Here is a 26,394-nt window from a genome sequence, read left to right as displayed (position 1 = left end):
ATTAATTAAGAATGAAGAACTTTCATATCCAATAGTTTCTTTATTTCGGGAACATAATTGTCAATGTCTCCGGCACCTAAGGTAATCAATACTTCAATGTTTTTATCTTTCAGAATGTTCAGTATTTCTTCCTTTTTACACATACTTTTTTCAATACCCGGGCGGAGATTATCATAAATCAGCTTGCTGGTAACACCTGGAATAGGTGTCTCTCGAGCAGGATAGATGTCTATCAAAATGACTTCGTCCAGTAAGGAAAGGCTGTCTGCAAAGTCTTTGTAAAAGTCGCGAGTACGGGTATAAAGATGTGGCTGGAAGATCGCTGTGATCTTCTTATCTTTATAAAGTTCGTGGATAGACTGTACACTTTGCTTGATTTCGGCAGGATGATGAGCGTAGTCGCTTAGGAATACAATCTTGTCGTTCTTTATTTTAAAGTCAAAACGGCGGTCTACCCCATGGAAACTTGACATTCCTTGTTTAATCTCTTCGTCAGTTACTCCGTTCAAGTGGGCGAGTGCCATCGCAGCTATTCCGTTTTCGATATTGATACTAACAGGAACTCCGAGCTGGATATCGTTGATTCGCGTATCAGGAGCGACAAAGTCGATGAAGATTTCTCCGTTTCCGATGCGAATGTTTTCAGCATGGAAGTCTCCTTCGTCGCGTGAATATGTATATACACGAACCCCTGCTTGTACTTTAGGTTGCAAAGCGATACCTTTACGGATAATCAATGCACCTCCCGGTTGGATCAGAGTGGTATAGTGTTCGAAGCTCTCCAAATAGGCTTTCTCTGTTCCGTAAATATCCAAATGGTCAGGATCAGTTGCTGTGATGACTGACATATAAGGAGATAACCAATGGAATGAACGGTCGAACTCGTCTGCTTCGATTACTGTGTAGGGGCTTTTCTGGGAAAGCAACAGATTAGTACCATAATTCTTAGAAATACCTCCGAGAAAAGCGGTACATTCTATATGTGATTGATTTAGCAGGTGTGCAGCCATAGTAGAAGTAGTTGTTTTACCATGTGTACCTGCTACGCATAATCCTTTACTCGAACGAGTGATTGTTCCTAATACCTGTGCACGTTTTTGTATCTCAAATCCATTATTACGGAAATACTCCAGTTCCTCGTGCTCATGAGGAATAGCAGGAGTTAATACCACTAATGTTGTTTCTTTGTCTTTGCAACTTTCTGGAATCAGACAAACGTTTTCTTCATAATGTATTTGTGCACCTTCAGCAATAAGATTCTCAGTCAATGGAGTAGGGGTACGGTCATATCCGGCTACGATTTTCCCTTTGGAAAGGAAATAACGTACGAGTGCGCTCATGCCGATACCTCCGGCACCTACGAAATAGACTGACTTTATGGATTCAATATTCATTGTTTTCACTGTTTTATTTTATGATATCGGGTATGGATTATAGAGATTCTTCTGCTAACTTTATCACTTCCTGTGCAATGATTTTTGCAGAATCAGGTAAAGCCAGTTTGGCAATATTCTCACTCAACTCTTTCAATTTACGATCATCTGTTACAGTTGCTAAAGCTATATTCAGCAATGTATTTTCGGCTTCGCTATCTTTCACATAGATTGCAGCCTGCTTGTTGACAAGTGCTAGTGCGTTTTTAGTCTGATGATCCTCTGCAACATTAGGTGAAGGAACCAAAACAACAGGCTTGTTCAATAGGCAAAATTCAGAAATAGAGCCGGCTCCCGCACGTGAAATGATCAAATCGGCAGCAGCATATGCAGCAGCCATGTCCTTGATGAAATCGGTTACAAATAAATTTGGCAGTTTTCCTGTGGCCTTTATGGCTTCCATGACTTGCGGATGATAGAATTTTCCTGTTTGCCAGATAAATTGTACATCGCTATTTGCCTTGATTACAGATAATCCGGCTATCAATGTATTATTAATAGTACGAGCTCCTAAGCTGCCTCCTACAATTAATACAGTTTTCTTACCGGATTGCAGATGAAATGAACGGAGTGCTTCGTCTTTGGAAGGCATATCCTTTGTCAAATTCTGGCGAACCGGATTCCCTGTCATAATGATTTTATCGCCAGGGAAAAACTTCTCCATTCCTTCATATGCTACACATATCTTTCTGGCTTTCTGTGCCAATAATTTATTTGTTACTCCTGCATAAGAGTTCTGTTCCTGGATTAAAGTAGGAACTCCCATCATTCCTGCTGTCTTTAATGTGGGACCGCTGGCATAACCTCCTACACCTACCGCTACTTGTGGGCGGAAGTTTTTGATGATACTACGTGCTTTCCATTGACTACGTGCCAATTTCATCAGTACAGCTATATTCTTCCATAGATGTTTGCGATCGAATCCTGCAATTGGAAGCCCGATTATCTTATAACCTGCATCGGGAACCCGTTGCATTTCCATTCGTCCTTCGGCACCTACAAAAAGTATTTTTGCATCCGGGCGTAATTCGATTATTGCGTTGGCGATGGATACAGCCGGGAAAATATGACCTCCCGTTCCTCCACCACTGATGATAATTCTAAGTTCTTTTTCCATACTAATCCTTTCTTCTTTCCTGTTCACCGTTCATCGTTTCTTTTATTGCTGATCTATCAGCTATTATGACTGTCCTGTTCATCTTCGAACTTAGCATCGCTATTCAGAATCTGTGCAGTCGGTTCAGCAGCTGTCTGTGCTTCCGAATCGGAGGTACCAGTTGCTATTTGCATCTGAATCTGTGCATCGTGTGCTTTTTGTTCTTCCAAATGGGCAGTATATCGGCTGACGCTTAATATCATTCCGATATAAGCGCAATTAATTAATGTACTTGTACCTCCTTTACTTATCAGGGGGAGAGGTTGTCCGGTTACAGGAAACAATCCGACGGCAACCATCATATTTAATATCGCTTGTGATACTAGCAATATGGCAATTCCCATTACAAGAAAGGCGGGAAAAGTCCGTTCACATTTTTGTGCGATTCTTCCTGCACGCATTAACAGACAGAGATATAAGAATACCACAAATGCCCCTCCTATCAGTCCCATCTCTTCGATAACAATGGCAAAGATAAAGTCGGAGAATGCTTGGCTAAGAAAGTCACGTTGAATCGAGTTTCCCGGTCCTTTGCCGACTACATGGCTTGTTGCAATAGCAATGCGTGCATGTGCGATCTGTGCATCTTTGTCAATATCAAATTTTGCAGCAGGTACGTCTTCTTTGTCAAAGAAACCTTTGATACGGTTTTGCCAAGTTTCCAAACGATGGAGTCCGGGAGTATTGTGCAATGTTTTTGCAGGAATAGCAATTACTGTTCCTACGCCAAGCCCTGCTACGAGTACAAGTCCTCCCATCAACATTAATAATTTTTTGGAGGATACTCTCCCGATGAACATCATCATGAATACCACTCCAAACAATAGCATAGCTGTTGAAAGGTTTTCCGGTGCAATCAATATGAGTACCAGTCCGGTGATAATCATGATATATTTAAAGGCTTTCGGATTAGCTCCTTCATCATCCTGTTTCTTAGACAAAATGAATGAGACAGCAATGATAACCGCCATTTTTGCCAACTCTGAAGGCTGGAATTGTAGTCCCATGAAAGTCATCCAACGAGCAGCTCCATTGACACGGTCTCCTGTAATGATACCCATCAGCGTAACAAATGCCAATAAGACTAGAGAAAGCGGGTATAGGAAAACAGGAAATACCTGAAACCATTTATAAGGAACATTGTGTAGAAATACCACTACTACAGCACCTACCATCAGAATGATAGAGTGTTGTGTAATAGGTCCCCAATGGTCACCGCTTTTATAGGTAAGCGTTGAAGCTGCCGAAAATACCTCAATAATTGAGATGAGGCAGAGACAGAGGAAAATAATCCAGATTACCTTGTCACCTTTGAATATGTTCTTTAATAAATCCATCTTTTTAATTAAGAATTAAAAATTAGAAATAGGTAATTAAAGGGCGAGGACGTACTTCTTAAATTGATCGCCGCGATCTTCGTAACTCTTAAAGAGGTCGAATGAAGCACAACAAGGACTTAATAATACGGTTTCACCTTTTTGAGCTAGTTTGTAGGCTGCTTCTACTGCGTCTTTCATTCCCGTTTGTATGTCAGCCACCGGAAGACCTAAATGGTCGAAACAATCATGCAACTTTTCGTTATGAAGTCCTAGGTATACCAATGCCGAGCATTTTTCGTGTACCAGGTCTTCTATCTCCGTATAGTCATTGCCTTTGTCCTTTCCACCGAGAATCAATACCACTTTGGTAGTCATGCTTTGCAAAGCATACCAGCAGGAATTGACATTTGTTGCTTTAGAGTCATTGATGAAATCGATACCACGTACACGTGCTACTTTCTCCAAACGATGTTCCACACCTTTGAAATCGGAAAGTGCTTTCCGAATATTTTCTTTGGTGATACCGGCTAAGTTGGCAGAGATTCCTGCTGCTAAGGAATTATATAGGTTATGTTGTCCGGTCAGAGCCAATTCTTCTTGTTCCATGTTGAAGGTGATCGGTTCTGTTATCTTTACTTCCTTGTCCTCTACGTATGCGATAGCACCTTCTTCTTTTACAGCGGCAAAAGGGTATAAGTGAGCCTTCAAACCATGTTTCGCAAGCTCCCGTTTGATAATGGGATCGTCATTCCAGAAGATGAATGCATCGTCTGGTGTCTGATTTTGTGTGATACGGAATTTTGCATCAATGTAATTCTGCATACAATGGTCGTAACGGTCCAGATGATCAGGGGTAATATTCATTAATACGGCGATGTTCGCACGAAAATTATACATGTTATCCAGCTGGAATGAGCTCAATTCAATAATGTAATAATCATGATCATCTTCAGCAACCTGCAAAGCCAGACTCTTTCCGATATTACCGGCTAAACCTACATTTACTCCTGCACTTTTGAAAATATGATAGATTAGGGAAGTAGTGGTAGTCTTTCCGTTAGATCCTGTGATACAAATCATCTTTGCATCTGTATAACGTCCGGCAAATTCTATTTCGGAGATCACTGGCGTACCTTGAGCTTTCAATTTCAAAATTATAGGTGCATCATTCGGTATGCCAGGACTTTTAATCACTTCGTCAGCATTCAGAATAAGTTCTTCTGTGTGGTGCCCTTCTTCCCAAGCAATTTGATGGCTGTCCAGCAGTTCTTTATAATTGTCCTTAATAGCGGACATATCCGAAACGAATGTGTCGAATCCCTTGACCTTGGCAAGAACGGCTGCACCAGCTCCGCTTTCACCAGCTCCTAAAATTACAATTCTCGACTTCTTTTCAGCTCTTTCCGAAGAAGAGGAAGCAAAATTAACTTTGCTACTGTTTTCTGTATTCATATATACTAGGATAAAAGAGTATTGGTTATAATAACTGAATACTCAGTTTTGCTGCAAGTGTTGGTTTATATTAGTAACAGGCATGAGTACTTGCGGCTTATACCTCATACTTGTTACTTTTATATGTTATCTTATTTTCAATGTTATGATAGTGATCGCTGCCAATACGATGGTTACAATCCAGAAACGAACGGTAATCTTTGATTCATGAAACAACTGTTCCGGTTTAGTAAACATCACTGTACAACCGGGTTCTACCAGATTCATGGAAGTACGGAAATGATCATGAATCGGGGCCCGTTTGAACAATCGTTGTTTTACTCCTTTCCGTTTTCCTATTTTGTAGTAGAAACGTTGCAGGATTACCGACAGATTCTCTACCAGGAATACACCACAAAGGATTGGAATCAGTAATTCCTTATGAATAATGATAGCAAATACGGCAATGATTCCTCCAATGGTCAAACTACCTGTATCTCCCATAAAGACTTGTGCCGGGTAGGCATTGTACCATAAGAAACCAATTAATGCACCAATGAAGGCACAAATAAAGATTACTAGTTCTTCCGATCCCGGAATATACATGATATTCAAATAACCGGCAAATTCAATATGGGATGATACATAGGCTAAAATACCTAACGTGACACCGATAATCGCGGAATTTCCTGCTGCCATTCCATCCATTCCGTCATTTAGATTGGCTCCGTTCGATACGGCGGTAACAACAAAGATTGTGATGATGACAAACAATATCCATCCGGCTGCTTGTGCATGGTCACCCATAAAGGCAACGATATCTGCATAATCGAGGTTGTTACTCTTAAAGAAAGGAATAGTGGTTTGAGTGGATTTCAGGTCATTGGTTCCATGTATTACTTCCATTTCTTGTCCGGGCTTATGTACTTCAATGTTTTCCCGGATTACCACATCCGGGCTTAAGTATAATGTGAGTCCTACAATTAATCCTAAACCTACCTGACCGATAATTTTAAACTTTCCATGTAGACCTTCTTTGTCTTTCTTGAATATTTTGATATAATCATCTGCAAATCCGAGTGATCCCAACCATACGGTGGTAATCAACATTAATATCATATATATATTGTGTAGCTTACCTAATAGCAAACATGGGATAAGAATAGCGACGATAATGATGACTCCTCCCATACTCGGTACACCTACTTTATTAACACCAAATGGGTCAATTTTTGCATCGCGTTGGGTCTCCGTAATCTGCTTCTTCTTAAGTAGATTAATGAATCTGTCTCCCCAGATACTTGAAATAAGTAATGCAAGGATGACTGCCATCAAAGCTCGGAATGAGGTGTATCCAAACATTCCTGCTCCGGGAAAATTAAGCTTATGTAGCCATTCAAACAGATAGTATAACATAATATTTATCAGTTTATCAAAGTGTCATTGTGCCTGTCCTTTATGAATTATCGGCAGAATGATTCATTATTTAAAAATCTCTTTCAATACCTCTTTATCATCGAAATGATGTTTCACTCCTTTAATCTCCTGATAATTCTCGTGCCCTTTTCCGGCAACCAGAATTACATCTCCTTTTTCAGCAAACATACAAGCTGTACGAATTGCTTCTTTACGGTCTGCGATACTAAGGGTTTTCTTTAAATCATCTGCATCTAGTCCGGCAAGCATATCATTGATGATGTCTTGTGGTTCTTCAAAACGTGGATTGTCGGATGTGATAACAACTCGGTCGCTGGCTTTGGCGGCTTCTTTTGCCATGATGGGGCGTTTGCCTTTATCACGGTTACCACCGGCACCTACCACAGTAATCACTTTTCCCTTGCCTTCAAGAACTCCATGAATTGCATTCAATACATTGATAAGTGCATCCGGAGTATGTGCGTAGTCTACGATTGCAGTAAATCCTTTCGGAGAACGAACTGCATCGAAACGTCCGGCTACCGGGTGCAAAGTACTCAGAGCCAGTAATACATCTTCTTCTTTCTTTCCTAATAATACCGCAGCTCCAAATACAGCTAAAAGATTGGAAGCATTGAATTTGCCTATGAATTGAACAGCTAACTCGTGGTTATTAAAGTCGAGCAGCATTCCTTCGAAATGCGATTCAAGTACCCGCCCTTTGAAGTCACTAAGGCTTCTTAATGAATAGGTATATACTTTGGAACGTGTATTCTGTGTCATCACTAATCCATTCTTATCATCTAGATTAGTCAGGCTAAATGCGTTTTTGGGTAATTCATCAAAGAATTTCTTCTTGGCTTTCAGATAATTCTCTACAGTTTTATGATAGTCCAAGTGGTCGCGAGTCAGGTTGGTGAAAATACCTCCTGCAAATTTTAATCCGCTAATCCGCTTCTGAGTAATAGAATGTGAACTGACTTCCATAAAAGCATATTTGCATCCTTCATCTGCCATTCGTCCTAACAACTGATTTAGTGTAATAGGGTCAGGAGTAGTATGCTCAGTTGGAACAGGCTCATCATCAATATAATTACAGACAGTAGAGATTAGTCCAACTTTATATCCGAAGTAACGGAATGTATTATATAATAAGGTAGCAATCGTAGTCTTCCCATTTGTTCCGGTGACACCTACCAGCTCCAATTTGGAGGTTGGATTCCCATAGAAAGTTGTGGCAATCTTTCCTGCTGCATCTTCACTGTCTTTCACCTGGATATATGTAATTCCTGCTTTTGGCTCTTCCGGCAAGTCTTCACAAAGGATTGCTACTGCTCCTTTTTCAATAGCAGTAGGTATGTAGGCATGACCGTCAGTCTGTGTGCCACGCATAGCCATGAATAAATGTCCTTTCTCCACCAGGCGGGAGTCTATGTTGATCCCGGTGATTTCAATTTCCGAATCTCCGGATATCTGTACCGGTTGTATTGCTTTCAGTAACTCTTTTAATAACATAACTTTATTTGGCTCTTCTTTTTTCATTTTTAATTCCTCATTTGCAATGTAATTGTTTGCCCTTTTTTCGCTACGGTTCCGTTTGCTATAGATTGGCTTCTTACTTTACCGACACCCACCAGGCGAACCTTCAACCCTTTGCTTTCAAGTAAGTAGACTGCATCTTTTGCTCCCATGCCAATAACGCTGGGTACAAAATTCTGCATGTTACTCCGGCTTTCCAGAACCACTGCTTGTGGGGCTGCATGACTACTTCCCCATACTTCCTTTCCTGAAGAGGCAATTTCACCCTGTGTTTTGATATTCAACTCATCCAAAACCCGTTTTGCAGATCGCATTTCTCCTGCTTTTACGTTTGGGATTACGATACTGTTTGTATCAATCGCACTTGTAAGTGGCAGTCGCAAGTCTTTAGCATAGACTCTTTCAGCTATTTTGCTGAATACGCTACCTGCCATCAAACCTCCCGAGGCTGGTAGCCCAGGTTTTTGTATGGAAACAATCATGCTATATTTCGGTGTTTCAGAAGGAAAATATCCGCAAAAACTAACCAAATAATTTGTTGTTCCGGTTTTGTATCCAGCTGCTCCTTGCGAAATTTGAGCTGTTCCGGTTTTTCCTGATACATGAAACTGCTTGCTGCCTGCTGGTTTAGCAAGTCCTTCACTTACTACTTTTCGCAAAATATCTTGGATTTGCGCTAATGTTTTATCCGAACAAATTTTAGGATTAATGACTTCTGTAGGGAACTCTTGTATCATTTCTCCATCTTTCATGGCTGCTTTTACAAATTTCGGACGTATGGATACGCCATTATTAGCAATTGCATTATAGAATGTCAGGATGTTTATGGGCGGTACCTGTGTTTCATAACCGATACTCATCCATGGTAAAGTGGTTTTTGAAAAATAACGTTCTTTCGGTCCACGAATATTTGGCTTCCCTTCTCCTGAAATTTGTAAATGAAGAGTCTGGTCGATGCTCATCCGCTTTAACCCATCAACGAATTTTTGTGGATTCTTATTATAAAAGTGGTCGATAATACTAGATGTGCCGACATTGGAAGACACTCCTAAAATCTCTGTAACAGTTAACTTTCCGTATCCTCCGCGATGCCAGTTATGGTCTTTCATAACACGTCCATGCATGGGCTTTTGTCCATTACCGGTATCGACAATGTAGTCAGGAGTGATATAGCCATCTTCTAATGCTACCATGATGGAAGCTGTTTTGAAGGTAGATCCTGGCTCTAGCATATCACTTATAGCGTTGTTACGCATTTCATAATATTCACCATCTTTTCCTTTCATCATATTGACGATAGCTTTTACTTCTCCGGTAGCAACCTCCATTAAAACAACAACGCCTACACTAGCATTAATTTCTTTCAGCTTGTCTATTAAAGCTTTTTCACAAATATCCTGCATACCTACATCAATAGTAGTAATCAAGTCACAGCCGTCTACCGGAGGGATATCTACAATATTCAGATATTTATTCATCACTTTCTGGCGATGAGTCAAGCCGTCGCGTCCTTTCAGGATAGTGTCGTAAGCAAGCTCAATTCCATTTTTAGCTCCTTGTGCCGTATCGGCAAAGACATCACCTAAAGTACGTGCAGCCAATGAACCGAATGGTTTTTTGCGTTGGTTGAATGCCAGTCCTTTAAATCCGCCTTTGTAGGGATTCAAACGAAAAACGGGCAAACGTTTCACCTCTTTATATTGTATATATGAAATACGTTTCGGATAGATCAGGTAGTTACGGCTTTTTGCCTGACGTCCTTTTTTGAGATGCGCTTTAAATTCTGCTGCACTTTTATCCGGAAATATTTGGTGGAGTCCTTTACAGATAGAATCCATGTTTGCTTTCAGAATAGAATCACGTCGTGCCTGATCTTTTATTTTTTTCTTTTCATCCTTTTCACCGGACATAAAGTCCATATATATCTTATATTCAGGCAAAGAACTTGCCATTAGTTTGCCGTCGGAAGAAATAATGTTTCCGCGGTTGGGCTTCACCGTTACGTTTTCTTTTACGAAACGGTCGGCTACATCCTGCCAGTATTGTCGATCGGCAAACATAGTGATGCCTCCCTTTACGACAATTGCCACTCCTATCAATATCATAATCAGTATGACGAAGAAGTAACGGGTCATTATGTTTTTTTTATTAACTGCCACAGTGCTTGTCTTTTAAAACTACAAATGTTCTACTCTCGTTTTCTATTTAATAAGGTAAGGCGGATTAGTGGAAGTTTGCAAATCGCTTTCCTTACTCGATATGTAATTCTCAATACGTGATTGACGACTCTTTTCCATTAATTCGGAACTACGAGTCAGTGCATCGTATTTGATATCTATCAGTTCCTTTTTCAACTTGTCTATTTCAATCTGCTGCTGCTGACTGGCATAACGGTTGTGGATATAGAAGATCACCATTACCATAATAAGTACCAATAACTTCGTCTGGCGACGGAAAAAGTCAGTAGCCAGAATATCCCCACCCAGAATACTTTTCAACGAAGTCCGTTTTTTCTTCTTCTCCTCTGCTGCTTTTTTGTTTACTGTTTCTTCCATATCTTTTATTTTTTCTCTGCAATACGTAATTTAGCACTTCTCGAACGCGGATTTCTTTCTATCTCCGCTTCATTGGGAACAATCACTTTATTGTTGATCAATCGGAAAGGGGTTTGTACATTTCCAAAAAAGTCTACTTCTGCTTTTCCTTCTACGTTACCCGTCTTCATGATGTTTTTCACCATGCGGTCCTCCAATGAGTGATAGGTGATGACAACTAATCTTCCTCCCGGCTTAAGCACCTCGGTAGTCGCCAGTAACATCTCTTTTAGTGCTTCCATTTCTTGGTTCACTTCAATGCGAAGTGCTTGGAATACTTTTGCCAGTTCCTTCTTTTCTCGTTCTCGTCCAAAAAGAGGTTTGATAATATCCAGAAACTCACCGATCGTCTGGATATATTTTCCGTTCCGTTCTTTTGCAATGACAGAAGCCAGTTTCCGGCTGTTCTTTAATTCTCCGTATAAATAAAAAAGATTCGCCAATCGTTCTTCTTCGTACGTATTTACTATATCCGCAGCTGTAAGTCCGGCGCGTTTATTCATACGCATATCCAGTGCCCCATCGAAACGGAAAGAGAATCCACGTTCACTGTCATCAAAGTGATGGGAAGATACGCCGAGGTCAGCTAGGATCGCATCTACCTGTTCGATGTCATGGTAACGGAGGAAGTTGTGCAGATAACGGAAATTACTACGTACAAAAGTGAAATGGGGATCGTTGACGATGTTACGTTCTGCATCTTCATCCTGATCAAATCCTAGTAGCTGTCCTCCTTCTCCGAGTCGTGACAGGATTTCACGAGAATGCCCGCCCCCTCCAAATGTAACGTCTACATACGTTCCATCCGGACGAATATTCATTGCATCAACGCTTTCTTTCAGTAATACAGGTACGTGGTATGTCAGTTCATCTTTCTCCATTTTCTATTTTGTCATCGTTCATAATTTCTTCTAATGCGGCTCCGAACTCTTCAGACGACATAAATGGTTGTTCTGTCCGTTCTTTAGCCCAGATCTCTATTTTGTTATCGACGCCGATAAAACGAATATCCCCCCGGATATCACAAATTTGCAAGTATCGTTTGGGAATAAGTATTCGTCCGTTACTATCTTGAGTGACCACTTCAACATCACTAACAAATTGCCTGAAGATTAATTGGTGTTTGCTGTTCCATTTATTTAATCTGCTTCGGAGTTCGTTCAGTTCCTCATTCCACACACTCTCTGGATAGAGTGTCAGGCAGTCTTGAAATACGTCTTTACGCATAATAAGCCTCTCTTCAGAAACAGCTTGTAACTGTTTCCTAAAAGTGGCGGGTATAAATACTCTTCCTTTGGCATCCGCTCTGGCTTCAATATTCCCTAAAAAACGTATCATTTACCTTATTATAATAAGCGACGGTAAAAGTATGAATTTCCCCACAATTCCCCACTATATTCCACAAAAATCTTTTTGAGAAGTTTTCAACAGAATGTTAATTGCTTATTTCATTGAAAATGAAGTTGCTCCGAAAAGACTTTGTTGGTGGGGGATTCATCTAATTATTTTGTTTATTCAGCCCACTTCTTCCCTATGTGTGTTTTATAATAAATCCATCACAGTCACCTATTTGTTGCTAACTTCCTTTGTATTAATGATCGACGATGTGATGGCAAGTGGTGATGGCAGTGTGATGGAAAATTATGTCGTCACCATCAGGAAGAGGGGCAGGGGAACAAAACATGAAGAAATAGTTATGAGAGGTTTAAACTAACTGTATGAATGAAGTGTTTGATCCTATTGAATGAAGAGTTTCAAGCACTGGAACTAATGGTTTCATTAGGTGAAACTAAAAGTTTCAAGCACTGAAACTAATGGTTTCAATTAGATGAAACTAAAAGTTTCAAGCACTGAAACCATAATTCCTCAATAAGGGAATGGAACTAACAAAGGAATATAAAAGAAAATCTAATTAATGGTAGAGGGATACGTACAGTAATTAAAATTACTTGGCTTTTATTACCTCTTTAGTGTAATATATGTAATTGGGGTAATAGAAGATAAACTTCGTTTGAAAGGAAGATAAAGAAGGACGAGTCCTGTGCGGAAAAAATGAAAACATGAGAAAATCCGTTGATTTTCCCATGTCTCTGAGGTCATTAACACAACTAAAAATCTGTACTAAAGAATATAAAGTCTGAAATTGACAAGTTTATAGTTAAGGTTTAGCGAAAGTCTTTCAATTCATCCTGTAATTTTTGACGCGTAAAGAAAATACGGCTTTTTACAGTTCCTAACGGAAGATTCAATTTTTCTGCAATCTCGCGGTATTTGTAACCTGATACGTGCATAGCGAACGGTACTCTATATTCTTTAGGAAGAGAGTTCACCACTTTGTGCATTTCTTTCAAGTCATAGGCTCTTTCTGTGCTTTCAAAACCGGCATCTTGCGGCAGACTTAAATGATAAAGATTATCAGTCTGGTCGATAAATGTCTGGTCGCGGACTACTTTACGGTAGTTATTAATAAAGATATTGCGCATAATAGTATACATCCATCCTTTAAAATTGGTGTCCGGCATATACTTATCCTCATTATCTAATGCTTTAAGTGAGGTCTCTTGCAACAAATCGTTTGCTTCTTCACGGTCGGTTGTTAATTTGTATGCAAAGCGGAGTAATTCATCTTGTACTCCAATTAGATCTTTTCTGAAGCTTAAACTTTTCATATGCGTTGCTTTTTAATAGTTAATATTCTATTCGGTTTTTTTTGATGTTGCAAGTTTAGCGCGATTCAAGAAAAGTGACAGGGGTAAATTCAACTTTCTTGGGGGGTAAATCTGTCAGATGATAGTTTTTAGGTCATATTTGATAGTTTTTAGGTGTTCTTTTTTTAGGTTCTGAACTCAATTCCTGCATTTTCTATCAAATTATTGCGATTAATAAAAAAGAACCGCTAATTTTGTAGCATCATTTTTATTTGAAAAGAATGACTGATGACTCTTTGTTTTTAATTGATGTTGATAAGATACTTCGGGCAAAGGCACCGAAGCAGTATAAGTACATTCCTAAGTTCGTAATCTCCTATTTAAAGAGAATCGTTCATCAGGATGAATTAAACGTATTCCTGAATGAGTCGAAAGATAAGTTAGGAGTGGATTTCCTCGAGGCATCTCTGGAGTTTCTGGATGCAAAGGTAGAAGTGAAAGGAGCTGAGAATCTACCGGATAATGGTTTATATACTTTTGTTTCCAATCATCCATTGGGGGGACAGGACGGTGTAGCACTCGGTTATGTATTAGGACGGCATTATAATGGAAAGGTGAAATATCTGGTCAATGACTTATTGATGAACCTTCGTGGCTTGGCACCGCTTTGTATACCTATTAATAAGACTGGGAAGCAAGCTAAGGACTTTCCCAAAATGGTAGAAGCCGGTTTTCAATCTGATAATCAGCTTATCATGTTTCCAGCAGGACTTTGTTCGCGTCGTCAAAATGGGGTTATTCGCGATCTGGAATGGAAGAAAACATTTATTGTGAAGAGTGTACAGGCAAAACGCGACGTGGTGCCTGTTCATTTTGAAGGTCGGAATTCCGATTTCTTTTACAATCTGGCAAATACATGTAAAACATTAGGGATCAAATTCAATATCGCAATGCTGTATTTGGCCGATGAAATGCTGAAAAATCGTCATAAAACCTTTACTATTACATTTGGCAAGCCAATTCCCTGGCAAACTTTTGATAAATCGAAAACGCCTGCACAATGGGCCGAATATGTAAAGGATATCGTATATAAATTGTAACTTATAGAACAACTATAACAAAGAATATGGAAGAGATTATAAGACCGGTAAGCAAAGAACTACTAAAAGCGGAACTTACAGAAGAAAGGCGCTTGCGTATGACGAATAAAAGTAATAATCAGATTTATATTATTACTCATCAGGATGCCCCGAATGTAATGAAGGAGATTGGGCGTTTACGTGAAATAGCTTTCCGTGCAGCAGGTGGAGGTACTGGGATGTCGATGGATATCGACGAATACGATACCATGGAACATCCTTATAAACAACTGATTGTTTGGAATCCGGAAGCGGAAGAGATTCTGGGAGGATATCGGTATTTGCTTGGGACAGATGTCCGCTTTGATGAAAAGGGGGCTCCGATTCTAGCTACTTCTCATATGTTCCATTTCTCTGATGCGTTTATTAAGGATTATTTGCCGCAAACAATCGAGTTGGGACGTTCGTTTGTGACATTAGAATATCAGTCTACCCGCGCAGGGAGCAAAGGACTGTTTGCGTTAGATAATTTGTGGGATGGATTGGGAGCTTTGACAGTAGTAATGCCGAATGTGAAATTCTTCTTCGGTAAAGTGACTATGTATCCAAGTTATCATCGTCGTGGTCGTGATATGATTCTTCACTTTCTAAAGAAACACTTTTGGGATAAAGATCAGCTGGTTTACCCGATGGAACCGTTGAAAATGGAAACTTCGGAAGAAGAATTACAAGCTTTATTCTGCAAAGATACATTCAAAGAGGATTATAAAATTCTGAATTGTGAGATCCGTAAATTAGGATATAACATTCCGCCGTTGGTAAATGCTTATATGAGCTTAAGTCCGACTATGCGTATGTTTGGAACAGCGATTAATTATGAATTTGGTGACGTGGAAGAAACCGGTATCCTGATTGCTGTTGATGAGATATTAGAAGAAAAACGAATTCGACACATCCAGACCTTTATTGAAAGTAATCCGGATGCGTTGAAAGCACCTTGTGAGACTGAAGAAGTATTTACTCCTAAAGTTGTTACACCGCAGGCAGACTGTTGCCGTTAATCTTGCGGTAAAGATCGAGTGCAAATACATCGGTCATTCCGGAAATATAATCAAGCACCGCCTGTATTCTTTCATAGAGTACAGGTGCTTTTATATTGTACTGGCTGGAAACGCGGTTGATTAATAATTCAGAATATGCTTTTTCGGGTGAAGTTACAGCATCTATCATAAGTTCAAGCAAAGTACTGATAACGCGGAAACCGGCTAATTCGATGTCCAGCACATCTTTTGCACGGTAGATTTTCTTAATAGAAATGTCTGCACAATGTTTGTACGCTGTTGCCGGGCATTCAGAAATATGCTTGATGAGTGTTCCTTCGAAACTTCCCTCCAAGATTTCATCTTCATGATCAAGGAATACGCGGGTACATTCTCGAATCAATAGCCCGATGACAGAAGAACGTAAATAAGCGATTTGTTCATTGGTGTCACTGACAATGTGGAAAGTTTGACGGATATGTTTTTGACGTTCCTCACTAAAATAGGACATCAGAAGCTTTTTTGTTTCTTCGGTAGTCAGGATCTTTAATTTGTGGGCATCTTCTATGTCCATCATTTGATAGCAAATGTCATCGGCCGCTTCTACCAGATAAACTAGAGGATGACGCGCATATTTCAAAGGATGGTCGTTGAGCTGAGTAAGTCCTAGTTCGGTAGCTATCTTTTGAAAACTTTGTTCTTCACTGACAAAGAAACCGAATTTGGATTTTTTACCTGCAAGACTCGATGAAAAGGGATATTTTACAATAGAAGCAAGCGTTGTATAGGTCATCGCAAAACCTCCTTTCCGACGTCCTTCAAACTGGTGAGTCAAAAGACGGAATGCATTGGCATTTCCTTCGAAATGTGTTAAATCCTCCCATTCCATCGGTGAAAGTTGTTCTCCGTTTAACTGCTTATATTGTAAGTTTAATCCTTTCCCTTCTGAGAAAAAGGTTGAAATGGCTCGTTCTCCGGAATGTCCAAATGGCGGATTGCCAAGATCATGTGCCAAGCAAGCAGCGGATACAATGGAACCGATCTCTGGTAGAAAGGAATTGTGGAGTTCCGGCTTACGCTCTAAGATAGCTTTGGCAACGTCATTGCCTAAAGAACGTCCTACACAAGAAACTTCTAAGCTGTGTGTGAGACGATTATGCACGAAAATACTCCCTGGGAGAGGGAATACTTGTGTTTTATTTTGTAAACGTCGAAAAGGAGCGGAGAAAATAAGGCGGTCATAATCTCGTTGAAATTCCGAACGGTTTTCCAGACGTTCCGAATGAAATTCTTCCATGCCGAAGCGTTTCGCTGATATTAATTGATTCCAATTCATCATAAATAAATGTTTAATCTGTCAATATACTGCTCAATCTACTAAATTTTGTGTGAGTTTATAGTGTAACCCTATTAGTGGATTGGCATATTTGCACATCGCCACAATATTTAACTGCAAACTTAACTCTTTTTCAGTACAAAATGTGTATTTTCGCCTGTTAAATAGTAAATGTGATTTTATGAACGTTCAAATTATTAATAAATCGAAGCATTCGCTTCCGGCTTATGCCACTGAATTATCTGCAGGAATGGATATCCGTGCTAACCTTTCCGAACCAATGACATTGGCTCCGTTGCAACGGTGTTTAGTACCTACTGGACTATATATTGCTCTTCCACAAGGATTTGAAGCACAGATTCGTCCTCGGAGTGGTTTGGCTATTAAAAAAGGAATTACGGTCCTCAATTCTCCAGGTACGATAGATGCTGATTATCGGGGAGAAATCTGTATAATTTTGGTCAATCTTTCTTCGGAATCTTTTGTAATTGAAGACGGAGAGCGTATTGCCCAAATGATTATTGCTAAGCATGAACAAGTGGAGTGGCAGGAAGTGGAAGTGTTGGATGAAACAGAACGTGGAACCGGTGGCTTCGGACATACAGGAAAAAAATGAAATGAAAGCTAAGTTAATACTATTTTTACTGATTAGTACTTTGTTACTTACTTCTTGTATGGCTGCTCAAGCAGCAGGTATAGTAACAGGAAGCACAGCTGTTGTGTCAGGGAATGCCATTGATACAAAATCGGCTGTGAAGAAAGTTGAGAAAAAGAAGAAGAAAGTAGCTAAGGCTAGCGAAAATCCGGAATCACAACTGACGGAAGAGGAACAACGGAAGTTTGATTATTTCTTTTTGGAGGCCATACGATTGAAGGAAAAGAAGGAGTATGCAGCTGCTTTTGAGTTGTTGCAACATTGTTTGGATATTGATCCCAATGCAGCTTCTGCACTTTATGAGATTTCTCAGTATTATATGTTTCTCCGACAGATTCCTCAAGGACAGGCTGCATTGGAAAAAGCAGTAGAAAATGCGCCGGATAATTTCTGGTATAGTCAGGGATTAGTTTCTTTGTATCAGCAACAAGATCAATTGGATAAAGCCGTAGTGTTATTAGAACAGATGGCAAAGCGTTTTCCCGGTAAACAGGGACCGTTGTTCAATCTTCTGGATATTTACGGACGTCAGGAAAAGTTTGATGAAGTTATTGCCACTTTGAACCGTCTGGAGAAACGTATCGGAAAGAATGAACAGTTGTCCATGGAAAAGTTCCGTATTTATCTTCAAATGAAGGATGATAAGAAAGCTTTTCAGGAAATTGAAAGTCTGGTACAGGAATATCCGATGGATATGCGTTATCAGGTGATATTGGGTGATGTATATCTTCAGAATGGAAAGAAGCAGGAAGCTTATGATGCTTATCAGAAAGTATTAGCAGCCGAACCGGATAATCCAATGGCTCTTTATTCAATGGCTTCTTATTATGAACAGACTGACCAGAAAGAGCTTTACCAACAACAATTGGATACGTTGTTGCTGAATAAGAAGGTGGCTTCTGATATCAAATTGAATGTAATGCGTCAAGTAATTGTAGAAAATGAACAAGCTGGTAAAGATAGTACTCAGGTGATTGATTTGTTTACAAAAGTGATGCGACAGGATGTAGATGACCCTCAGATCCCGATGCTTTATGCTCAATATCTGTTGTCTAAGAATATGGAAGATGCTTCTGTGCCGGTATTGGAGCAAGTGGTTGATTTGGATCCTATGAATAAGGCAGCTCGTTTGATGTTAATTAGTTCGGCTGCTAAAAAAGAGGATTATAAGCAAATTATCAAAATCTGTGAACCTGGTATTGAAGCAACTCCCGATGCATTGGAGCTTTATTATTATCTTGCGATTGCTTATAATCAGGCAGAGCAAACGGATAGTGTGGTGAGTGTTTGCAAAAAGGCTTTGGAACATATTACGCCTGATACTAAGAAGGAAGTTATATCCGATTTTTATTCGATTATGGGGGATATGTATCATACCAAAAAGCAAATGGCAGATGCTTATGCGGCTTATGATTCTGCTTTGGTTTACAATCCTTCGAATGTCGGTGCTTTGAATAATTATGCCTACTATTTATCATTGGAACGTCGTGATCTTGACAAAGCAGAAGAAATGAGTTATAAGACAGTAAAGGCTGAACCCAATAATGCGACTTATCTGGATACGTATGCCTGGATATTGTTTGAAAAAGGAAATTACTCGGAGGCTCGCATCTATATAGACAATGCGATGAAAAGTGATGGAGAGAAGAGTAGTGAAGTGGTTGAACATTGTGGAGATATTTATTTCATGACTGGTGATGTGGAAGGTGCATTAAAGTATTGGAAGCAATCATTGGAAATGGGGAATGATTCGAAAACACTGAAACAAAAAATAGAAAAGAAAAAGTATATTGCTGAATGAGAAGATTTGCTTATCTGTTGTTGATGCTGGTAATGTTGGCGGGCTGTAAGAGTAGCAAACATGTGGTGGTAGAGAAAGAAAAGGAGAAGGCGGTAGTTACTCCGGCTTTCAGTTATTTGGCTTCCAAACTCCAGCTGACTATTCCCGGCAAAAGTGGTAGTATGTCAGTGGGAGGTCTCATGAAGATGAAAAGTAACGAACTGGTGCAGATTTCTTTATTAATGCCTATCTTGCGTACCGAGATTGCACGTATCGAGATAGCTCCGGATAAAGTACTGATTGTGGATCGGATGAATAAGCGATATGTGCGTGCAACCAAAGATGAATTGAAAGATATATTGCCTAAAAATGCAGAATTCTCACGTTTGGAAAGGGCCCTGACTGATGCAGCTCTCCCGGGTGGAAAGACTGAACTAACGGGAAAGGAGTTAGGAATTCCTTCATTAGAGAAGGCAAAAATACAGTTATATGAATTCTCGACAAAAGAATTTTCAATGGCTCCAACGGAACTTACCTCTAAATATACGGAGGTTCCTTTGGAAGAATTAGTAAAAATGCTGATAGCTCTGTTATGATAAAACGCATCTTTATGATTCTGATAAGTTGCCTATGGCTGGCAATCCCTCTTTCGGCTCAGTCGAATAAGTTGATTCGTGAGTTGGAAGGCAAACGTGGTGCTCTGCAAAAGCAGATATCTGATACAGAATCATTATTGAAAGATACAAAAAAGGATGTAGGTAGTCAGTTGAATGGTCTAGCTGCGCTAACCGGACAGATTGAAGAGAGAAAACGTTATATTCTTGCTATTAATAATGATATGGAGGCGATTGAACGTGAGTTGTCTTCTTTGGAATATCAGTTAAATGTTCTTCAAAAAGATTTGAAGGATAAGAAGAAAAAGTATGAAGCCTCTGTGCAATATTTGTATAAGAACAAATCGGTGGAAGAGAAACTGATGTTTATTTTCTCTGCAAAAAGTTTGAGTCAGACATATCGTCGTATGCGGTATGTGCGTGAGTATGCGACTTATCAACGTTTGCAGGGAGAGGAAATATTGAAAAAGCAGGAACAGATACGAAAAAAGAAAGCAGAACGCCAACAGGTAAGAAACGCTAAGGAGGGATTGCTGAAGGAGCGGGAGGCTGAAAAAGCAAAACTGGAGGATCAAGAAAAAGAAAAGCGTACTTTGGTTGCCAATCTGCAGAAAAAGCAGAAAGGATTGCAAAGTGAGATAAATAAGAAGAGAAAAGAAGCTAATCAGTTGAATGCACGCATTGATCGTTTGATTAACGAAGAAATAGAACGTGCACATAAAAGAGCGGAAGAAGCTCGTCGTAACGCTACTGTCCGTGAGAAAACAGAGTCTAAAGAGAAGAAATCTACAGAGACAGTAACTGCCACGAAGGCAAAACCGCTGGATGCTTACAGGATGAGTAAAGAAGACCGGGAGTTATCTGGGAGTTTTGCTGCGAATCGGGGAAAGCTTCCAATGCCGGTGACCGGGCCTTATATCATTGTCAGTCATTATGGTCAGTATGCAGTCGAAGGACTTCGTAATGTCCAGCTGGATAATAAAGGAATTGATATCCAAGGTAAGCCGGGTGCGAAGGCGCGTGCGATTTTTGATGGTAAGGTAGCAGCAGTATTTCAACTGAATGGACTATTTAATGTGCTCATTCGTCATGGGGATTATATTTCTGTTTATTGTAATCTTTCTTCTGCATCAGTTAAGTCGGGTGATACGGTTAAGACTAAGCAAGAGATAGGACAGATATTCTCAGACGGAACAGATAATGGACGTACAGTATTGCATTTCCAATTGCGTAAAGAGAAAGAAAAATTGAATCCGGAACCATGGTTAAACCGATAATTGAATTAATAAAACACATGTGTAAGATGAAATTGACTAAAATCCTAATATTTCTATTAGCCTTTTGGCTCGAACCATTATCAGCGGCTCCATACTTCTCATTCAAGAAGTATCAAGTTGAGGATGGTTTATCTCATAATACGGTATGGTGTGCTATTCAAGATAGTTATGGCTTTATTTGGTTGGGTACCAGTGATGGGCTGAATCGATATGACGGACAGGGGAATAAAGTTTACCGCAATGCACTGAATGAAGATTATTCTTTGGAAAGCAACTTTGTGGAAACTCTTTTTGAAGATGAGCAGAGAATTTGGGTCGGTACTAATTCGGGACTTTATATTTATGATCGGGAGACCGACCGTTTTTCCAGATTCAATAGTACGACTAGTTACGGAGTGTCTGTAAGTAGTGAAGTGAAGAAAGTAGTAAAAGCAAAGGATGGGAAGATTTGGATTGGAACTTTAGGGCAGGGGATTTTTATTTATGATCCTGAAAGAGAAGTGTTAATCCAGAATAGTTCGCAGACATCTTTTCTTTGGGATATTTGTGTTGGAAATGATGGGTTGATTTATACGGCTTCTTTGCAAGAGGGACTCCTTTGCTTCGATGAAAATGGTAAGTTCTTGCAGGCCTATGAGGTTTCACCTTTTGTGGATGCGTCAGACAGTCATAAAATTAATTGTGTACAGAATGTGGATGGCGAAATTTGGGTTGGAGCGGATGTTAATCTTCTGTACCACTTGAATAAACAAACAGGGTTACTGGAACACTATACTACTTCTTTGAACTTTGGGGCCATTCGTTGTTTGTTGAAATATTCGGAGCAAGAATTATTGGTGGGGACGGACAATGGATTATATCTTTTTAATCGTATTACGAATACGTTTTGCAGAGGAGATAATCCATATGATTCACGAAGTTTAAGCGATCAGACAATCAATGCGATGATGTGGGATGCGGAAGGTGCACTTTGGGTAATGACAAACCTAGGTGGAGTAAATTATATGCCGAAAGAGTCCAAACGCTTTGATTATTATTCACCGGCTACATTACCCGGAGTACTGAGTGCAGGAAAAGTGGTAGGCCCTTTTTGTGAGAATAAAGAAGGAAACATTTGGATAGGTACACGTAACGGTTTATGTTTTTTTGATTCTGTGACGGGTGAGTTATCTGAATATTCCATTGGAGGCGATAAGAATTTGAAATTAGACATTCGTTCGTTATTACTTGATGATAATAAATTATGGGTGGGTACTTATGCCGGAGGATTGTATGTTATAGATTTGAATACAGGAATGACGAGGAATTATACTCATTCGCGAGGAGTACCTAATACAATTTGTAGTAATGATGTGTTATGTGTATATAAGGATAGACGAGGAAATATTTTTGTCGGGACAAGTTGGGGGTTATGTTGTTATTCTCCGGAGAGTGATGACTTCTTGACTATTACAACCATTGGTTCGATGATATCCGTAGTTGATATATACGAAGATATGTATAACAATCTCTGGATTGCAACTTCCAATAATGGTGTTTTCCTCAATAATACTATTAATAATAGTTGGAGACATTTCCAGCATAAACGCGAAGATTCGACTACTATTTCCAGTAACTCTGTCATCTGTTTGTTTGAGGATATGAGAGGTACGATGTGGTTTGGAACGAATGGAGGTGGACTTTGTTCTTTCAACCCGAAAGAAGAGAACTTTGCCAATTTTGATCCTCAGAATAAAATATTGCCTAATAATGTGATTTATTCTATAGAACAAGATCAGTCAGGTAATTTCTGGATATCTTCTAATATAGGATTGATTAAGATTAATCCTGTTATTAAAGATAGCTATCGTCAGTTTACAGTGAATGATGGTTTGCAGGGAAATCAGTTTACAGCACAGTCTTCTTTAAAATCTTCTAATGGTAAGATTTATTTTGGGGGTATAAATGGCTTTAATGCTTTTGTTCCGGAACAATTCGAAGATAATTCTTATATTCCTCCGGTTTATGTTACAGATATCCGATTACCTTATTTACCCAAAGATAAGACCGTAAAACAGGTTCTTCAGCTTAACGAACCGTTATATATGGCTCGTAAAATTGTATTGCCTTTTAAATATAATAGTTTCTCTATCCGTTTTGTTGCATTGAGTTATGAAGACCCGCATAAGAATCGTTATTCATACATATTGAAAGGTGTAGATAAGGAATGGATTATGAATTCGGAAAGTTATATGGCATCTTATACCAATTTGCCTCCTGGTGAGTATGAATTTCTGGTTCGTGGTTCTAATAACGATTATAAGTGGAGTGATAAAGCAACTCGTCTATGGATAATCATTACTCCTCCCTGGTGGCGAAGTACAATTGCTTATATTGTTTATATCCTTTTGTTGCTTGGACTGACTTATCTGGTTGCTTGGCGTTGGAACTGGTATGTCAAACGCAAATACAAACTTCGAATGGAGGATTATCAGGTTAAGCAAGAGAAAGAAGTATATAAGTCGAAGATTAACTTCTTTATTAATCTGGTACATGAGATACGTACTCCACTAAGTTTAATTCGGCTTCCACTTGAGAAGTTGCAGGAAACTCAGAGAGAGGGGAGGGATGTTAAGTATCTTTCTGTCATTGATAAGAATGTGAATTATCTGTTGGGGATTACCAATCAGTTACTTGACTTCCAGAAAATGGAAAGTGGAGCTTTGCAATTGAATCAGAAACGGTGTTCGATCAATGAATTGGTACAAGATATTTATAGCCAGTTTACTAGTCCGGCGGAACTGAAAGGGCTTGAATTAAAACTGGTATTGCCTGATAATAAATTGGTATTAATGATTGATCCGGAAAAGATCAGTAAGATTCTGGTCAATTTGATGGGAAATGCTTTAAAATATTCCCAGACACATGTGGAATTAAAACTGTCGGTGACAGATACCAATATAAGAATCTCTGTAAGTGATGATGGACCGGGAGTCCCGGATGGACAAAAAATAAAGGTCTTTGAAGCCTTTTACCAATTGCCGGGAGACAAGGTCGCTTCTGTAGGAACAGGTATTGGATTGGCTTTTGCAAAGTCTTTAGCTGAGGCTCATCATGGTGATCTGTGGGTAGAAGACGCTGTTGGTGGAGGTTCCTCTTTTGTTTTATCTCTTCCATTGGAGAAAGTAAACGTAGAGCCTGAGGCTGAAATAATAGAAGCTCAATCGGAAGAGGGGGGAGAAGGAATTGTTTCCGAGTTTTCTGGAAAGAAATTTACTGTGTTGCTGGTGGAGGATAATGTCGATTTACTGAATCTGACTCGTGAATCACTGAGTGTTTGGTTTCGTGTATTGAAAGCTACTAATGGCGTTGAGGCACTGGAAGTACTTTCTCGGGAAAGTGTCGATGTGATTGTAAGTGACGTGATGATGCCGGAAATGGATGGGTTAGAGTTATGCAGCCGAGTAAAAAATGATATTGAATATTCGCATATTCCGGTTATTTTATTGACAGCGAAAACAACTCTTGAATCTAAAGTGGAAGGTCTTGAATCCGGAGCAGATGTATATATTGAGAAACCGTTTTCAATAAAACAGCTTCATATGCAGATTGAGAATCTTCTTAAATTGAGGCAGTCTTTCTATAAACTGATGAATAGCTTATCTGTTGGAGCAGCAGACTCTATTGTTACAACAGATCTTGCGATGTCTCAGAAAGACTGTGAGTTTGTTGCTAAAATACAGGGAGTGATTGCAGATCAATTAGCAGATGAAAATTTCTCTATAGATACGCTTGCTGAGCAAATGCATATGAGCCGTTCTAATTTCTATAGGAAAATAAAAGCTCTCTCTGGTGTGTCTCCAAATGATTACTTGAAGACTCTTCGTATGAATCGTGCTGCCGAGTTAATTAAAAGTGGTACGCGGATTTCTGAAGTCGCTTCACAGGTAGGATTTGGTTCTTCTTCTTATTTTGCTAAGTGCTTTAAGGCTCAGTATGGTGTTTTGCCTAAAGATTATATTGGTCAGCCTCCGCTTTCTGGAGAATCATGATCTCGTATGTTATTAAGAGGTGAAATCTTTGTCTGGAGCTAATGTGAGGTGAAGTTGCATCAAAATAGATAATCGTTCTTATTTTGCTTTGTCATTCTGAACGTAGCGAAGAATTTACTCTTTATTTAAGTGAAAGAAGAGATTCTTCGCTATGTTCTCTTAGAACAGAATGATAAGTTAATCGGCATTTTGATACAGCTTCATTTTATTTATAGAACTTGTATACTTTTTTAGCATAGCGTTTTCCTATTAGCAATTGTCCTTTAGTCCCAAAATGAGGATCTGTTTCATCTTTGTAGCAATCTGCTCCTTTGGATGAAACCCAATCAGAGTATGGGATAAATGAAGAAACCTTCCTAATCATCTTATTAAAAGGAGCTGTTCCTGCTTCTCTTTTTGTCCAATTCCATTGAGAAATCTGTCCAACAATAACAGGAAGCTCAGGCATTCCCAGATCTTCTCTGAAACTTTTAATAAGTAAAATTAATTTTTGCTTATATTCTTCCGGATTCGAACAATCGGCTTCTCCTTGATGCCAGAGAATAGCTTTCAAGTGTCCTCCTTGTTTCATGGCTATTCGGATTCGTGATAAGGCTTTTTCATAATACCCATTTTTGCTGCCTTTCAACCAGGCATTTATGGAGCTTCCCCCGCGGGCATTTACTACTAAACCTACCGGGTTTTTCGTTTTTCTTTCAATTTCCTTGGCAAAGGCATAACTTGGTCCTAAACGTTGCATTGATAGGTTCTTTCTGACTGTTGAATAACGATTTAACGGATTGGAAGCCGGTTCAAAATGTCCTTTGTCATTTAATAGATATACATTTTGCAAAGTGTCCATTATTTCCGGAGTTAGATCTGCACGTCCTGCCATGTTAGATTGACCTATACATAAATATAAGTCTAGATCGGATGGTTTTACTTTTTCTCCGGCATATATTGCTAAAGATTGAAAGAGTAGAAATAGTAACAAATATAGATTCTTATTCATATCTGTTTTTTATTTGAAGTTATATTTAAGTGTAAATTCTCTTGTGTTTATAGTT

General features: G+C 39.3%; 21 protein-coding genes. 8 read left to right on the top strand and 13 right to left on the bottom strand.

The genetic code is table 11. The features are described from left to right. Positions 1–5 precede the first annotated feature (5 nt). The 10 genes from murC to mraZ all read right to left on the bottom strand — a co-directional run bounded on the left by murC (position 6) and on the right by mraZ (position 12,226). The gene (murC, locus tag CZ225_RS00295; protein ID WP_077152557.1) at positions 6–1,394 is read right to left on the bottom strand and encodes a UDP-N-acetylmuramate--L-alanine ligase; all 1,389 of its coding nucleotides are present in this window, start codon (positions 1,392–1,394) and stop codon (positions 6–8) included. A gap of 37 nt (positions 1,395–1,431) precedes the next feature. Beyond that, positions 1,432–2,550 (bottom strand): undecaprenyldiphospho-muramoylpentapeptide beta-N-acetylglucosaminyltransferase, encoded by a 1,119-nt coding sequence (murG, locus tag CZ225_RS00290; protein ID WP_077152556.1) that lies wholly within the window; start codon positions 2,548–2,550, stop codon positions 1,432–1,434. 56 nt (positions 2,551–2,606) lie between these two features. After that, positions 2,607–3,926 carry an FtsW/RodA/SpoVE family cell cycle protein gene (locus CZ225_RS00285; protein ID WP_077152555.1) on the bottom strand — a complete coding sequence of 440 codons (1,320 nt, stop codon included), beginning with the start codon at positions 3,924–3,926 and terminating at the stop codon, positions 2,607–2,609. Positions 3,927–3,962: 36 nt separating this feature from the next. Then, positions 3,963–5,360 carry a UDP-N-acetylmuramoyl-L-alanine--D-glutamate ligase gene (gene murD, locus CZ225_RS00280; RefSeq protein WP_234982965.1) on the bottom strand — a complete coding sequence of 466 codons (1,398 nt, stop codon included), beginning with the start codon at positions 5,358–5,360 and terminating at the stop codon, positions 3,963–3,965. 126 nt (positions 5,361–5,486) lie between these two features. Continuing rightward, positions 5,487–6,755, bottom strand: coding sequence for a phospho-N-acetylmuramoyl-pentapeptide-transferase (gene mraY / locus CZ225_RS00275; protein WP_077152554.1), 1,269 nt, complete (start codon positions 6,753–6,755; stop codon positions 5,487–5,489). A gap of 66 nt (positions 6,756–6,821) precedes the next feature. Continuing rightward, entirely contained in the window at positions 6,822–8,270 is a 1,449-nt protein-coding gene (locus CZ225_RS00270) for a UDP-N-acetylmuramoyl-L-alanyl-D-glutamate--2,6-diaminopimelate ligase (RefSeq protein ID WP_077155615.1), read from the bottom strand. A 29-nt stretch (positions 8,271–8,299) separates the two neighbouring features. Continuing rightward, positions 8,300–10,429, bottom strand: a complete 2,130-nt coding sequence (locus tag CZ225_RS00265) for a penicillin-binding protein (protein ID WP_077152553.1) — start codon at positions 10,427–10,429, stop codon at positions 8,300–8,302. Positions 10,430–10,495: 66 nt separating this feature from the next. After that, positions 10,496–10,849: an FtsL-like putative cell division protein gene (locus tag CZ225_RS00260; RefSeq protein ID WP_077152552.1), complete on the bottom strand. Its 354-nt coding sequence runs from the start codon at positions 10,847–10,849 to the stop codon at positions 10,496–10,498. Between the two features lie 5 nt (positions 10,850–10,854). Continuing rightward, positions 10,855–11,769: a 16S rRNA (cytosine(1402)-N(4))-methyltransferase RsmH gene (gene rsmH, locus CZ225_RS00255; RefSeq protein WP_077152551.1), complete on the bottom strand. Its 915-nt coding sequence runs from the start codon at positions 11,767–11,769 to the stop codon at positions 10,855–10,857. After that, on the bottom strand, positions 11,756–12,226 hold the full coding sequence (mraZ, locus tag CZ225_RS00250) for a division/cell wall cluster transcriptional repressor MraZ (protein WP_077152550.1): 471 nt from the start codon (positions 12,224–12,226) through the stop codon (positions 11,756–11,758). The genes rsmH and mraZ overlap by 14 nt, the downstream gene beginning before the upstream one ends. 94 nt (positions 12,227–12,320) lie before the next feature. Between mraZ and CZ225_RS00245 the strand changes: the two genes are divergently transcribed. Further along, positions 12,321–12,602: a hypothetical protein gene (locus CZ225_RS00245; RefSeq protein ID WP_077152549.1), complete on the top strand. Its 282-nt coding sequence runs from the start codon at positions 12,321–12,323 to the stop codon at positions 12,600–12,602. A 451-nt stretch (positions 12,603–13,053) separates the two neighbouring features. Here the strand turns inward: CZ225_RS00245 and CZ225_RS00240 are convergent, their stop codons facing one another. Further along, positions 13,054–13,557: an RNA polymerase sigma factor gene (locus tag CZ225_RS00240; protein WP_077152548.1), complete on the bottom strand. Its 504-nt coding sequence runs from the start codon at positions 13,555–13,557 to the stop codon at positions 13,054–13,056. Positions 13,558–13,817: 260 nt separating this feature from the next. Between CZ225_RS00240 and CZ225_RS00235 the strand changes: the two genes are divergently transcribed. Together CZ225_RS00235 and CZ225_RS00230 are read left to right on the top strand one after the other, a co-directional pair. After that, complete coding sequence (locus CZ225_RS00235) at positions 13,818–14,636, top strand: lyso-glycine lipid O-acyltransferase GlsA (RefSeq protein ID WP_077152547.1); 819 nt, start codon at positions 13,818–13,820, stop codon at positions 14,634–14,636. Positions 14,637–14,662: 26 nt separating this feature from the next. Next, the gene (locus tag CZ225_RS00230; RefSeq protein ID WP_077152546.1) at positions 14,663–15,676 is read left to right on the top strand and encodes a glycine N(alpha)-acyltransferase GlsB; all 1,014 of its coding nucleotides are present in this window, start codon (positions 14,663–14,665) and stop codon (positions 15,674–15,676) included. Here CZ225_RS00230 and CZ225_RS00225 read toward each other — a convergent pair. Beyond that, entirely contained in the window at positions 15,648–16,994 is a 1,347-nt protein-coding gene (locus CZ225_RS00225) for a deoxyguanosinetriphosphate triphosphohydrolase (RefSeq protein WP_077152545.1), read from the bottom strand. The genes CZ225_RS00230 and CZ225_RS00225 overlap by 29 nt on opposite strands. Positions 16,995–17,172: 178 nt before the next feature. Between CZ225_RS00225 and dut the strand changes: the two genes are divergently transcribed. The 5 genes from dut to CZ225_RS00200 are packed head-to-tail and all read left to right on the top strand — an operon-like array spanning position 17,173 to position 25,348. Then, on the top strand, positions 17,173–17,607 hold the full coding sequence (gene dut, locus CZ225_RS00220) for a dUTP diphosphatase (RefSeq protein ID WP_025074739.1): 435 nt from the start codon (positions 17,173–17,175) through the stop codon (positions 17,605–17,607). A 1-nt stretch (position 17,608) separates the two neighbouring features. Then, the gene (locus tag CZ225_RS00215) at positions 17,609–19,447 is read left to right on the top strand and encodes a tetratricopeptide repeat protein (protein ID WP_234983117.1); all 1,839 of its coding nucleotides are present in this window, start codon (positions 17,609–17,611) and stop codon (positions 19,445–19,447) included. Then, a complete protein-coding gene (locus CZ225_RS00210; protein WP_077152544.1) occupies positions 19,444–20,022 on the top strand; it encodes a lipoprotein insertase outer membrane protein LolB1 in 579 nt (192 codons plus the stop codon). Before CZ225_RS00215 ends, CZ225_RS00210 begins: the two co-directional genes overlap by 4 nt. Then, positions 20,019–21,317 (top strand): murein hydrolase activator EnvC family protein, encoded by a 1,299-nt coding sequence (locus tag CZ225_RS00205; RefSeq protein WP_077152543.1) that lies wholly within the window; start codon positions 20,019–20,021, stop codon positions 21,315–21,317. Before CZ225_RS00210 ends, CZ225_RS00205 begins: the two co-directional genes overlap by 4 nt. A gap of 26 nt (positions 21,318–21,343) precedes the next feature. Continuing rightward, on the top strand, positions 21,344–25,348 hold the full coding sequence (locus CZ225_RS00200; protein WP_077155613.1) for a hybrid sensor histidine kinase/response regulator transcription factor: 4,005 nt from the start codon (positions 21,344–21,346) through the stop codon (positions 25,346–25,348). A gap of 205 nt (positions 25,349–25,553) precedes the next feature. On the opposite strand, the gene CZ225_RS00195 is transcribed toward CZ225_RS00200, so the two are convergent. Continuing rightward, complete coding sequence (locus tag CZ225_RS00195) at positions 25,554–26,339, bottom strand: sialate O-acetylesterase (protein WP_077152542.1); 786 nt, start codon at positions 26,337–26,339, stop codon at positions 25,554–25,556. Positions 26,340–26,394: the final 55 nt, after the last annotated feature.

The sequence above is a fragment of the Bacteroides bouchesdurhonensis genome, assembly GCF_900155865.1.
GTDB classification, from domain to species: domain Bacteria; phylum Bacteroidota; class Bacteroidia; order Bacteroidales; family Bacteroidaceae; genus Bacteroides; species Bacteroides bouchesdurhonensis.
This window is presented reverse-complemented; position numbering and strand designations above follow the sequence as displayed.